The sequence below is a fragment of the Flavobacterium turcicum genome (assembly GCF_011365745.1).
GTDB lineage: Bacteria > Bacteroidota > Bacteroidia > Flavobacteriales > Flavobacteriaceae > Flavobacterium > Flavobacterium turcicum.
The window spans coordinates 149,087-161,492 of record NZ_JAAOBY010000002.1; the positions used below are offsets into that span (position 1 = coordinate 149,087).

The window sequence follows — 12,406 nt, forward strand, 5'->3', positions numbered from 1 at the left end:
ACTACAAATGCACAAAAAAAAACTAAAACTGTACATAAACGAATAAGCAAGAATATGATTATTGAACCAAGAATGAGAGGATTTATTTGCACAACATCTCACCCAGCGGGATGCGAGCAAAATGTAAAAAATCAAATTGAATATATTAAATCAAAAGGCAGTATTGATGGTGCTAAAAAAGTATTGGTAATTGGAGCTTCTACTGGATTTGGTTTAGCCTCAAGAATTACTAGTGCTTTTGGATCTGATGCTGCTACTATTGGTGTGTTTTTTGAAAAAGCACCAGCAGAAGGAAAAACAGCTTCGCCAGGATGGTACAATTCTGCAGCTTTTGAGGCAGAAGCACACAAAGCAGGTTTATATGCTAAAAGTATCAACGGAGATGCTTTTTCAAATGAAATCAAACAACAAACTATTGATTTAATCAAAGCCGACTTGGGTCAGGTTGATTTAATAATCTACAGTTTGGCGAGTCCAGTGCGTTTGCACCCTGTAACTGGTGTTTTGCACCGTTCGGTTTTAAAGCCAATTGGTGATACTTTTACCAACAAAACAGTTGATTTTCACTCGGGAAAAGTTTCTGAAATTTCAATTGCTCCATGTAATGATGATGATATTCAAAATACAGTAGCCGTAATGGGTGGTGAAGATTGGGCGATGTGGATTGACGCTTTAAAAGAAGCTAATTTGCTTGCTCCGGGAGCTACAACTGTTGCTTATTCATACATTGGACCAGCATTGACAGAGGCTGTTTACAGAAAAGGAACTATCGGTCGTGCCAAAGATCACCTAGAAGCAACTGCTTTTGAAATTACAAATAGCTTAGCTGATTTGAATGGAAAAGCATTTGTATCTGTAAATAAGGCATTGGTAACTCAAGCGAGTTCTGCTATTCCAGTTATTCCTTTGTACATTTCATTGTTATACAAAATCATGAAGCAAGAAGGAATTCATGAAGGATGTATCGAGCAAATTCAACGTTTGTACGAAGAGCGTTTGTACACTAATGGTGAAGTTCCTGTTGATGAAAGCGGTAGAATTAGAATTGACGATTTAGAGATGCGTGCCGATGTTCAAGAAAAGGTTGCATTACTTTGGGATCAAGCTGTTACTGAAAATGTTGCTGAAATAGGTGATCTTGAAGGATACAGAAAAGACTTTTATAACTTATTCGGATTTGACGTAGCTGGTGTTGATTATAAAGCAGAGGCTAATGAAATGATGGGAATTGAAAGCATTGCTTAATTCAAAATCATAAAATTATATAAAAAACCATCGCTGAAAAGTTGATGGTTTTTTTATGGATTAGAGTATCTTTGTTAAAATTTTTTGAATCAAAAAAGTGTTGTAAAACCACCATTTTCCATTATGTTATTTTCCTTAATTATTCCAGTATACAATAGGCCAGACGAAGTTGATGAATTATTAGAAAGCCTATCAAAAACGACCTATACCGAACTGTTTGAAATTGTTTTAATTGAAGATGGATCGACCATTAGGTGTCAAGATGTAGCCAGTAAGTATGGCGATCGATTGGATATTTGTTATTATTACAAAGAAAACTCAGGACCGGGTGATTCTCGAAACTATGGAATGGATAAAGCCCGTGGTGATTATTTTATCATTTTTGACTCTGATTGTATTATTCCAGCCGATTATTTGAATAATGTAGCTAGTGCTTTAGAGAAGAATTATGTAGACTGTTTTGGTGGTCCAGATCGTGCTTTGGATAGTTTTTCAGATATTCAAAAGGCAATAAATTTTGCCATGACCTCTTTTTTGACAACTGGCGGTATTCGTGGTGGATCTGAAAAGATAGATAAATTTCAGCCTCGTAGTTTCAATATGGGATTGTCACGGAAAGCCTTTCAAGCTTCAAAAGGCTTTGGGAACATTCATCCAGGCGAAGATCCAGATTTATCCATTCGCTTGTGGAATTTAGGATTCGAAACCAAATTGTTTCCAGATGCATTTGTGTATCACAAACGCCGAATCGATTGGGATAAATTCTCAGTTCAAGTAACCAAGTTTGGTAAAGCAAGGCCTATTTTAAATAGTTGGTATCCACAGCACAACAAATTAACTTTTTTCTTTCCAACTGTATTTATCGTTGGTTTAGTAATAGCTGTTTTAGCAGTATTTTGCAATTTTGATTATTTTTTACAGTTGTATTTCTTGTATTTCGCAATACTTTTTGGAACGGCAACCTACCAAACCAAAAGCTTAAAAATTGGCTATTTATCGCTTGTCGCTGTGTGGAAACAATTTTATGGTTACGGTACTGGTTTTTTACAATCGTACATTAAAGTAATTGTTTTAAAACAAAAACCCCAAGTAGCATTTCCAGAGTTATTTTTTAAAAAATAATATGACAAAAATTATCGGGTTAACTGGAGGTATTGGTAGCGGAAAATCTACTATTGCTACTTATTTTAAAGAGGCTGGTGTTCCTATTTATTTAGCCGATGACGCAGGCAAGAAAGTAATGCAGAATCCTGACATTATAGCCGCTGTAGCAGATGTTTTTGGTAGCGGTGTTGTTGAAAATGGTATAATTAACAGACAAAAATTAGCTTCTATTGTCTTTAATGAATCTCAACAATTGCAAAAATTGAATAGAATTGTTCATCCTGCAGTGAAAAAACATTTTGACAATTGGTTGCTGGAGCAAAAACATTTTCCATATGTACTTTATGAAGCTGCCATTTTATTTGAAAGTGGAAAATATAAAGAATGTGATTGCGTTATAACTGTAATTGCAAGCACAGAGGCCCGAATAGCAAGGGTTATGCAACGAGACCAAACTTCTAGAGAGCTTGTTTTGCAAAGAATGAATTCACAATGGACTGATGGTCAGCGAATTCCTTTAAGCGATTTTGTTATTGAAAATGATGATTTAGAATTAGCTAAAGCACAAGTTACTAAAATTCTTAAAATTTTAGAGATTAAACAAAAACAACCCTAGGTGTTAATGTTTGGTTAATCTATCATTTAATATATTGTTAAAATACTAAATTTGTTTCGATGAATAAACTTTTCTTTAGACTGCTTGTATTGTTAATGAGTTTGTCCCTAATTGGGATAATTCTTGTACAAGTATATTGGTTTAACAATTCTTTTGAAAATAACAATGAGCAATTCAAGTTTCATGTGAACCAAGTGATTGGCAATGTTGCCGAAAAGATTCAGAAACAAGAAGCTTATAATTTTTACGATAAGATAAATCATTACAAGGATAGTACAGGTAAGGTGCCAAAGAGAGATGATATCTTGGAATTTTACTATGTTCAAAAAAATCCTCGTACCAAAAAAACGATTATTTATTCGAACAGTATCATATCTGAAGATTACAATATTTCACCGTCGTTCTTTGATAAAAAATACAACAATGATAAATTCAAAAGCTTTAGCTCCAAAAGGGTAACAGAGGTTTATGATGATAATTCAATCGATAATTCGGGGTTGAGCCAAAGTATGATTCCTGATATTAAAATTGAAAAGTCAGGGAATTTGAATGTTTTAGACAATGCTTCATTTGAGATTTTTTACAAAGATTTTGCTTCTGTTTTGCCAATTCAGGAGCGAGTTTCGAAGGAAACGCTTAGTAAATTAATCAAAAAAGAACTGGCAGAATCTGGTGTCAATACCAAATTTGAGTTTAGTGTATACAATAATAATATTGCTACAGCTGTTAAATCTAATGATTTTAAATACAATAAAGAGGCAACATATTCTATTCCTATTTTTACGGATAACGAGGGCAATAGTAAATACCAATTACTAGTTACTTTTCCGCAGAAAAAGAAGTTTTTATTGTCAGAATTGGTTAGTATCACGATACTTTCAATTGTTTTTACATTAATCATCTTGATCGCTTACACTAGTGCACTGAATCAGTTAATTAGACAACGTCAGATATCGGAAATAAAGAACGACTTTATCAATAATATGACGCATGAGTTCAAAACACCAATTGCTACCATTAACCTAGCTCTTGATGCAATAAGGAACCCAAAAATAATTGAGGATAAGGAAAAAGTGCTTCGATATTTGCAAATGATTAAGGACGAAAACAAGCGCATGCACGCCCAAGTTGAAAATGTCTTGCGAATATCTAAATTAGAGAAGAAAGAGCTAGATATTACAAAGGATTCAAACAATATTCATGATATAATAGAGGATGCTATAGATCATGTGAATTTAATACTGGAAGATAGAGGAGGTAAAGTACAATGTTATTTTAAAGCCGTAAGAACAACGGTTCTAATAAATGATGTTCATTTTACCAATGTGATCGTGAATATCTTAGAAAATGCGATAAAGTATTCTCCTAACGCACCTGAAATAGATATTTATACTGAAAATATCAAAGATGTTATTATTATAAAAGTTAGAGATAGAGGTTTAGGAATGAGTAAAATAGCTCAAAAACGAGTTTTTGAAAAATTTTATAGAGAACATACTGGAGACATCCACAATGTAAAAGGGCACGGTTTAGGTCTTGCTTATGTAAAAAGAATTGTTGACGACCATAACGGTCAAGTTTATGTAGAAAGTGAAAAGGGAAAAGGAAGTACCTTCATAATAAAATTACCATTAATAAATTAGAATATGGAAAATGTAAATAAAAAAATACTTTTAGTAGAAGACGATCTTAATTTTGGAGCTGTCTTGAAAGATTATTTGATGCTAAATGATTTTGATGTGACTTTAGCTAAAAATGGTATGGAAGGATTTGAAAAATTCAAAAAAGATACCTATGACCTCTGCATTTTAGATGTCATGATGCCTTACAAAGATGGATATACACTAGCAAAAGAAATCAGAGAAAAAAATAATGATGTTCCTATCATCTTTTTAACTGCTAAATCCATGAAGGAGGACGTGTTAAAAGGTTACAAAGCAGGAGCTGATGATTACTTAAATAAACCATTTGACTCTGAGGTTTTGTTAATGAAAATTAAAGCCATCATTCAAAGAAAATCATCTGACACCAAAGCTGAACAAGTGCAGTTTGAATTTAATGTTGGTAAATTTCATTTGAACTCTAAACTACGTTTTTTAACGTACAAAGATGAGGAGCCAATAAAACTTTCTCCAAAAGAAAATGAGTTGCTTAAAATGCTTATTTTGCATGAAAATGATTTAATGCCAAGAGAATTAGCATTAACTAAAATTTGGAGAGATGATAATTATTTCACATCAAGAAGTATGGATGTGTATATTGCAAAGTTACGCAAGTACTTAAAATTAGATGAGGATGTTGAAATTTTAAACATTCACGGTGAAGGCTTCAGATTAGTTGTAAAAAACAAAGTAGCTCAATAATTACTGTTAAAAATAGTAAAAAAAATGCCCTAAGATTTATTTCTTAGGGCATTTTTTTATTTCCAGTTGAGTTGCAAAGCAAAGCACGTTTTTCCTTCTGTGGTAATGTTAAAAAGGCTCTCGTAATCATCTTCTTGTTTTAAAATTTCTACTTGATCTTGAAGTGATAATTCCTTTAAAAAATTCATTTCAATACTTTGTAATTGTTGTTTTAATAGTAAAGGTGCCGCAGTGTAATCAAGGCACCATTCTAAGTATTTTACATTGTTCACGTGGTTTACAATATCCAAATCTGACATGTACACTGTTTTATCGGCAATTTTGCTTGTGGCAGTACTTACATTTACTTTGCTAAATCCGTTTGCGGTAGCCTTTTTTTCAGGATAAAGTTCAAAGTGATCGTATGGCAAAGCCAATGCTTCAGGACGTCTTTTTTGGGTGTTGAATACAGCCCAAAAGGTTTCGGCGCCCACAATTTTTTTTCCGTTCAAATGCATCTCTAAGGCACGAACGGAACGCGAATTTTCTAATGAATTGATCCATGTTGTAACCGTTACAGTATCGCCCCATTTTGGAAGTTCTGCTATTTCAACGCGCATGCGGCTTAAAACCCAAGCTTGGTGAAACTCCTGCATGTCATAAAAACTAATACCACCAAGTTCAGAATGGGCAGCTGCAGTAAGCTGTAACATATTACATAAATCTGTATATTTTAAAAAGCCATTGGGCGCACATTGTGTAAAATTAATATCCCATTGTTTGGTGATAATGGAATTGAAATTAGGGGAAATAGGCATGTATTTAAGTATGAATTATGATTTAATGAATTATTTGTACTTTCTAATGTAATCTATAATGGTTGTGTACGGCGTCTCAAAGTCAAACCATTTGGTGTTTTCATTTCTTTTAAACCAAGTTAATTGACGTTTAGAAAAACGTCGCGTGTTTTTCTTTATTTCTTCGATGGCAAATTCTAATGAAAACTCTTTATCAAAAAAGCTAAACAATTCTCTGTATCCTACCGTTTGTAAAGCGTTTAGTTCTTTATTGGGATATAAAGTTTTGGCTTCGTTTAGCAAGCCTTCGTTCATCATAATATCTACACGCTGATTGATTCTGTTATAGATTATCTTTCGGTCAGCTTCTAAACCGATTAATATAGGAGTGAAGTCTCGGTTGTTTTTTTTCTGGTTCAAGAAAGAGGAATACGGTTTTCCCGTTCCCAGGCATACTTCTACAAAACGCATCATGCGCTGCGGATTTTGTAAAGTTTGCGGATTTTCTGTGGTTAGGGTTTTGTAATAGGTTAGATCAAGTTGTTCTAGTTTTTGTTGTAAATATCCAATTCCCAATTTTTCGTATTGTGAATTTATTTGAATACGCAATTCAGGATCAATTTCAGGAAATTCATCAAAGCCTTTTAGGATTGCATCAACGTATAAGCCTGAGCCGCCTACTAAAATTACGAAATCATTACTTTGAAATAGTTCGTTAAGTTTAGCAATGGCTTCTTTTTCGAAATCTCCTACTGTATAATTTTCAAAAATAGACTTGTTTTGAATAAAATGGTGTTTGGCTGCAGCCAATTCAGCTAGGCTTGGAACGGCGGTACCAATGGTCATTTCTTTAAAAAATTGTCGGCTGTCGCATGACACGATTTCGCAATTAAAGTGGTTTGCCAAGACAATGCTAAGGGAAGTTTTCCCGATAGCTGTAGGACCGACGATAGTGATTAGGTATTTCATATTTTTTAGCCCAGATGGCAACGTAAACCCCACAGTGATTGAAGTTTGTTTTTCTTGGTGTAAAAGAGCGACCGTAGGAAGCTCCTTTTATGCCTTAGAAAAACAACTGAAGTCACGAGGAGTTGCTGTGAACAGCTGGATTGGCTTCAAGGTTAATAAATTATAATTCGGTTCCGCAATGGAAACAATATTTAGCGTTAAACTCATGTCCGTCTGTTCCGCAGGTGGCACATGGATTTATTTTTTCGGCTTTTAATTTTTTTCGATGACTATTAGCAAACTCTGCCGATACGATTCCGGTTGGGACTGCAATTATTCCGTAACCCATAATCATAACTGCAGATGCGATGGTTTGGCCAAGAGGTGTAATGGGTGAAATATCACCGTATCCTACTGTTGTGAGCGTGACAATTGTCCAGTAAATGCTGATGGGAATACTTGTGAAGCCGCCTTCTTTGCCCTCGACTACATACATGACAGATCCAATGATGACACTACTAATGAGCATGAAGTAAATAAATATGAGTATTTTACCACGGCTGGCTAACAAAGCTTCTTTAAGATGCGTAGATTGTGATGAAAATTGAGGGTGTTTTAAAATTTTAAATAAGCGAAGCAATCGCAGTGCTCTTACCACAGTTAGTACACTCGTACCTACATAAAATAACGAAAAGTACATGGGTAAAGTCGCGATTAAGTCAATAACACCATAAAAACTAAAAATATAAGTAAGTGGTTTTTTGATTGAAATAATGCGTAACAGGTACTCTAAAGTAAAAAAAACAGTAATTATCCACTCCAAAAGCAACAGTGTTGTATGATATTTTGTATCGATTTCTTTGACTGTTTCTAGCATTACTATAACTACGCTTGCAAGAATGACAAGTAATAAAACCAAATCAAATAGTCGCCCAGCGGCTGTATTAGTGCCGTAGATTATGATATTTGTTTGTTGTCTGAACGTGTCAAATTTTGATTTGAATCGCTGCATAGTAGCTAATATGGTTATCTAGAGATGAACTATTTTTAACGTCTTGTTTTTTCGGATGTGTCCTTGAATAATATTTTTCACATCGCGATTATTTTGCATGGGGATAATGATGTTTCTTAGGATTTCAACATTGTTTATTTGGTAGTTTAAATCATAAAAAGCATACCCTTTGTAAATTCCGTTTTCAATTAATACCGCTGAGCGTTCGCTTATAGTTCGGCCTTTGTCAATTAAAATCATGTTTTGATTGTCAAAACTATTTTTGTCGATAAAAGCTTGCACTCTTGTATTGTACTCTTCAGGAGTTATTTCGCCTACACAAGCTCCATCACATTCTTTAATGGTGTATTGAAAACAATTTGTTTTACTAGCGTACAAGCCCGTTAGTTTTTGGCATAAATTGTAATGAGATGTGATTCTGAATAAGGCATTTTTTCCTTCTTGGATAGAAGTAAAAGACGTGATTTCTTTTTTACGACCATCCGCTTTTTGAAGTTTTAAGTTCAAATATCCCTTCTCATTTTTTTCTACATACAAAGCCAATTGAAAAATACTTTTGCGTTGTGCCCTGTTGTATATGGGTTTGTTGACTTTGATTTCCTCGCTTTCTTTTAATAAAGCGATTAGTTCACTACCCGTTTCTTCATAAGTTACAGTGTAAACATCAGCTTGAATTTTTTTGCATTTTTTTGTAGTTCCAGTAAAATGTTGGTTGATTCTTTTTTTGATGTTTCGGCTTTTACCAATGTAAATCAGATTTCCTTTCTCATTATGAATGTAGTAAACACCGGTCTTTGATGGTAAACTTGACACAATGTCTAAGAGTTTGGGAGCAATGCCTTTTTGTACTTCTAGTTTGATGAAATCTTTTACGATTTCTTTTTCTAAATCTTTTTCTAAAAGAATTTTAAACAGTTTAACGGTAGCTAATGCGTCTCCGCTTGCACGGTGCCTGTCGGCCATAGGAATGCCAAGTGCACGTACCAACTTCCCTAAACTATGTGATGGTTGTTCTGGTAATAATTTCTGTGATAGAGCAACGGTACAAAGTGTTTTGGCTTCAAAATCATAGCCTAATCTGCGGAACTCTGTTCTCAGGATTCTATAATCAAAAGAAGCATTGTGCGCCACAATTACGCAACCCTCTGTAATTTCAATTATCCGTTTGGCTACCTCAAAAAATTTGGGTGCTGAAGTAAGCATAGCATTATTGATACCAGTAAGTTTTACAACAAACGGCTGTATGGGAATTTCAGGATTGACCAAGCTTATGAATTGATCTACTATTTCATGTCCATCAAATTTATAGATGGCAATTTCAGTGATTCCTTCTTCGTTAAATTGTCCTCCTGTGGTTTCTATGTCGAGTATTGCGTACAAAATAAGTATTCAGTGTTCAGTTTTTAGTATTCAGTTTCTAACAGCATTATCGACTTTGAAATTGAAATTAATTTCTCCCCCCAAAGATACTACTTCCTATTCTAACCATAGTACTACCACATTCAATCGCAAGTTGATAGTCACCGGACATTCCCATTGAGAGGGTCTCGAGCTGGCAGTTTGAAATTGTTAAAGCTTTCGTTTTTTCGAAAATTGTTTTCAATTGCGTGAACTCTTTCTTGATTTGATCTTTGTTGTCAGTAAAAGTTGCCATTCCCATTAATCCAACGATTCTAATGTTTTTCAGATCTTCAAATTCATTTGAGGAAAGGAGGGAAGTCAGTTCAGCTTCATCAAGACCAAATTTACTTTCTTCTTCGGCGATATAAATTTGTAATAAACAATCAATAATACGGTTGTTTTTCAACGCTTGTTTATTGATTTCTTGTAATAGTTTTAAGCTATCTACACCATGAATCAAGCTTACAAACGGCGCCATAAATTTTACTTTATTGGTTTGCACGTGACCAATCATGTGCCATTGAATGTCTTTGGGCATTTGTTCCCATTTATCGGCCATTTCTTGGATTTTGTTTTCTCCAAAAATGCGTTGACCCGCTTCATAGGCTTGAATCAAATCGGATACAGGTTTCGTTTTTGAAACTGCAACTAAAGTAACGTGGTCCGGCAAGGATTCTTTTATGCTTTGTAAATTATTTGTGATAGACATGGTTTTGTTTTTATGTATTAACCTAATCAAATTCGTAAACGACCAATCCGCTTCTGAATTTGGGTTCGATATATGTGCTTTTCGGTGGCATTATCAAATTAGCATCTGCTAAGGCTTTGATTTCGCTAATATTGGAAGGGAAAAGAAAGAATCCTAACTCAAATTCGCCTTGATCTATTTTATTTTTTAACTCTAAAACGGCCTGTTTTCCTGAAAGGTAGTCAATTCGTTCGTCATTACGCAAATCTTCAATACCTAAAATAGGCAACAATATTGTAGTGTATAAAATTTGAGCATCTAATGAATCCAATGGACTTTCAAAGTTTAGATTTTCAGATTTTAAAGTCAAACTGTAAAACTCCTCTTCAAGATACATTCCAAATTGATGTTTTTGAATCGGTTGAAATGGTTGTTGCGCTCTATTTTCGATTGTGAAATGAGCACTAACTTGATGTAAAAATTCAGCTTTGGTCAAGCCATTCAAATCTTTGATTAATCGATTGAACTCGTATATTTTGACATTATTTTCAGAAATTAAATAACTCAAAATGTGGTTTGTCGTCGTGTTTTCAGGATTATCATTTTCCGCAGCAAGCATTCTCATGGCTTCTGTTCGATGATGACCATCGGCAATGTACAAGCTTTCTGTTTGAGCGAATATTTTTTGCAACCAACTTATTTCTAATGCGTCATCAATTTTCCAGAGATAGTGAATTTCTTTTTTGGTCGTTGAAAATTCAAAATCGGCTAATTTTTGGGTACAATTAAAAATCCAATTTTCGATGGTTTTGTTGTCAGGGTAGGTCATTAAAACCGGCTCTGTATTGAAGGCGGCGTGTTTCATGTACTCCTTAAGCAATTGCACTCTAAACGCAATAATATCTTCGTGCTTTTTGATGTGATCTTCGCAATAATCCGCTACGCTTGTTCCTGCAATAATTCCAGTAAAGGATTGCGTTTTGTTGACAATTTTATGAATGTATAGTGCTGGTTTTTTATCTTTTACCAAGATGAGTTCATTTTTGAAATCTTGGTATTTTTGATGTACTTGTCGGTATCTTTTTTCGAAAGAAACACTTTCTTGATTGGTGTAAGCGGGTTTTAGAATGTGTAAAAAAGAAAGCGGATTAAAATCTAGTTGTGCAGCAAGCTCTGCATTGACATATTCCTCGTAGGACCTGCACGTTACAAGGCAAACTTTATCACGAGTAGGGCGCACCGCTTGAAAAGGAATTATTTTTGCCATAATTAAGTCAAAAGTCAAAGGTCAAAAGTCAAAAGTTCAAGGTTGACAGAAGTTTACCTTGATACTTTTGACTTTCAATATTTATGACATTAAATAAATTGTTTAGATATTTTTTCCGCTTTTTTGCTTTCAGAATAATCATAGAAACCTTCACCTGATTTTATTCCTAATTTTCCGGCGCGAACCATGTTTACAAGTAATGGACAAGGCGCATATTTTGGATTTTTGAATCCGTCGTACATTACATTTAAAATTGCCAAACACACATCAAGACCAATAAAATCAGCAAGTTGTAGCGGTCCCATGGGTTGTCCCATTCCTAGTTTCATCACCGTGTCAATTTCATACACACCAGCAACTTTATTGTACAAAGTCTCAATAGCTTCATTGATCATTGGCATTAAAATTCTGTTGGCAACAAATCCAGGGTAGTCATTTACTTCAACAGGAGTTTTTCCTAATTTTTCAGAAAGGCTCATGATGGTTTTTGTAACTTCATCGCTAGTGTTGTACCCGCGAATGATTTCCACCAATTTCATAATTGGCACCGGATTCATAAAGTGCATGCCTATTACACGCTCTGGGTGCGCTACAACAGCACCGATTTGTGTGATAGAAATAGACGATGTATTGGTAGCCAAGATAGTATCGTGAGAACATAGTTTATTCAACTTCTCAAAAATGCTCAGTTTTAAAGCTACGTTTTCAGTCGCCGCTTCAACAACTAAATCAACGCCAACAACTCCATCTTCGATGTCATTGTAAGTAATAATGTTGGTAATTGTTTTTGTTTTATCTTCTTCGGTGATAGTACCTTTAGCAATCATTCGATCTAAATTAGCGGCAATAGTTGCCATTCCTTTATCTAATGATTTTTCAGAAACATCTATTAATTTTACGGTAAAACCACTTTGCGCAAAGGTATGTGCTATTCCATTACCCATTGTTCCTGCACCAATTACGGCTATTGTTTTCATATTTTGAGT

At 34.4% G+C, this 12,406-nt stretch carries 12 protein-coding genes; 5 read left to right on the forward strand and 7 right to left on the reverse strand.

Annotation, left to right across the window (positions count from 1 at the left end; translation table 11 throughout):
* Window positions 1–54: 54 nt before the first annotated feature.
* The 5 genes from fabV (at window position 55) to G9Q29_RS04640 (ending at window position 5,328) form a co-directional block, all read left to right on the forward strand.
* The gene (gene fabV / locus G9Q29_RS04620) at window positions 55–1,245 is read left to right on the forward strand and encodes an enoyl-ACP reductase FabV (RefSeq protein WP_166133816.1); all 1,191 of its coding nucleotides are present in this window, start codon (window positions 55–57) and stop codon (window positions 1,243–1,245) included.
* Between the two features lie 123 nt (window positions 1,246–1,368).
* The gene (locus G9Q29_RS04625; protein ID WP_166133818.1) at window positions 1,369–2,367 is read left to right on the forward strand and encodes a glycosyltransferase; all 999 of its coding nucleotides are present in this window, start codon (window positions 1,369–1,371) and stop codon (window positions 2,365–2,367) included.
* 1 nt (window position 2,368) lies between these two features.
* Complete coding sequence (gene coaE, locus G9Q29_RS04630) at window positions 2,369–2,965, forward strand: dephospho-CoA kinase (protein ID WP_166133820.1); 597 nt, start codon at window positions 2,369–2,371, stop codon at window positions 2,963–2,965.
* Window positions 2,966–3,024: 59 nt separating this feature from the next.
* Window positions 3,025–4,608, forward strand: a complete 1,584-nt coding sequence (locus G9Q29_RS04635) for a sensor histidine kinase (protein ID WP_166133822.1) — start codon at window positions 3,025–3,027, stop codon at window positions 4,606–4,608.
* Window positions 4,609–4,611: 3 nt separating this feature from the next.
* Window positions 4,612–5,328 (forward strand): response regulator transcription factor, encoded by a 717-nt coding sequence (locus G9Q29_RS04640; protein WP_166133824.1) that lies wholly within the window; start codon window positions 4,612–4,614, stop codon window positions 5,326–5,328.
* A 56-nt stretch (window positions 5,329–5,384) separates the two neighbouring features.
* Here the strand turns inward: G9Q29_RS04640 and G9Q29_RS04645 are convergent, their stop codons facing one another.
* The 7 genes from G9Q29_RS04645 to G9Q29_RS04675 form a co-directional block, all read right to left on the reverse strand.
* Window positions 5,385–6,125, reverse strand: coding sequence for an acyl-[acyl-carrier-protein] thioesterase (locus G9Q29_RS04645; protein WP_166133826.1), 741 nt, complete (start codon window positions 6,123–6,125; stop codon window positions 5,385–5,387).
* A 30-nt stretch (window positions 6,126–6,155) separates the two neighbouring features.
* On the reverse strand, window positions 6,156–7,073 hold the full coding sequence (miaA, locus tag G9Q29_RS04650; RefSeq protein ID WP_166133828.1) for a tRNA (adenosine(37)-N6)-dimethylallyltransferase MiaA: 918 nt from the start codon (window positions 7,071–7,073) through the stop codon (window positions 6,156–6,158).
* 160 nt (window positions 7,074–7,233) lie between these two features.
* On the reverse strand, window positions 7,234–8,064 hold the full coding sequence (locus tag G9Q29_RS04655; protein WP_166133830.1) for an ion transporter: 831 nt from the start codon (window positions 8,062–8,064) through the stop codon (window positions 7,234–7,236).
* 18 nt (window positions 8,065–8,082) lie between these two features.
* Window positions 8,083–9,444: an exonuclease domain-containing protein gene (locus G9Q29_RS04660; RefSeq protein WP_166133832.1), complete on the reverse strand. Its 1,362-nt coding sequence runs from the start codon at window positions 9,442–9,444 to the stop codon at window positions 8,083–8,085.
* 67 nt (window positions 9,445–9,511) lie between these two features.
* On the reverse strand, window positions 9,512–10,174 hold the full coding sequence (locus tag G9Q29_RS04665) for a YggS family pyridoxal phosphate-dependent enzyme (protein ID WP_166133834.1): 663 nt from the start codon (window positions 10,172–10,174) through the stop codon (window positions 9,512–9,514).
* Window positions 10,175–10,196: 22 nt separating this feature from the next.
* Window positions 10,197–11,420, reverse strand: coding sequence for a DUF1015 domain-containing protein (locus tag G9Q29_RS04670; protein ID WP_166133836.1), 1,224 nt, complete (start codon window positions 11,418–11,420; stop codon window positions 10,197–10,199).
* An 89-nt stretch (window positions 11,421–11,509) separates the two neighbouring features.
* The gene (locus G9Q29_RS04675) at window positions 11,510–12,397 is read right to left on the reverse strand and encodes a 3-hydroxyacyl-CoA dehydrogenase family protein (RefSeq protein ID WP_166133838.1); all 888 of its coding nucleotides are present in this window, start codon (window positions 12,395–12,397) and stop codon (window positions 11,510–11,512) included.
* Window positions 12,398–12,406: the final 9 nt, after the last annotated feature.

Excerpts from the sequence above, each read along its gene's own strand:
- fabV (WP_166133816.1), top strand. The coding sequence starts at position 55 with ATGATTATTGAACCAAGAATGAGAGGATTTATTTGCACAACATCTCAC.
- G9Q29_RS04625 (WP_166133818.1), top strand. The coding sequence starts at position 1,369 with ATGTTATTTTCCTTAATTATTCCAGTATACAATAGGCCAGACGAAGTT.
- coaE (WP_166133820.1), top strand. The coding sequence starts at position 2,369 with ATGACAAAAATTATCGGGTTAACTGGAGGTATTGGTAGCGGAAAATCT.
- G9Q29_RS04635 (WP_166133822.1), top strand. The coding sequence starts at position 3,025 with ATGAATAAACTTTTCTTTAGACTGCTTGTATTGTTAATGAGTTTGTCC.
- G9Q29_RS04640 (WP_166133824.1), top strand. The coding sequence starts at position 4,612 with ATGGAAAATGTAAATAAAAAAATACTTTTAGTAGAAGACGATCTTAAT.
- G9Q29_RS04645 (WP_166133826.1), bottom strand. The coding sequence starts at position 6,125 with ATGCCTATTTCCCCTAATTTCAATTCCATTATCACCAAACAATGGGAT.
- miaA (WP_166133828.1), bottom strand. The coding sequence starts at position 7,073 with ATGAAATACCTAATCACTATCGTCGGTCCTACAGCTATCGGGAAAACT.
- G9Q29_RS04655 (WP_166133830.1), bottom strand. The coding sequence starts at position 8,064 with ATGCAGCGATTCAAATCAAAATTTGACACGTTCAGACAACAAACAAAT.
- G9Q29_RS04665 (WP_166133834.1), bottom strand. The coding sequence starts at position 10,174 with ATGTCTATCACAAATAATTTACAAAGCATAAAAGAATCCTTGCCGGAC.
- G9Q29_RS04670 (WP_166133836.1), bottom strand. The coding sequence starts at position 11,420 with ATGGCAAAAATAATTCCTTTTCAAGCGGTGCGCCCTACTCGTGATAAA.
- G9Q29_RS04675 (WP_166133838.1), bottom strand. The coding sequence starts at position 12,397 with ATGAAAACAATAGCCGTAATTGGTGCAGGAACAATGGGTAATGGAATA.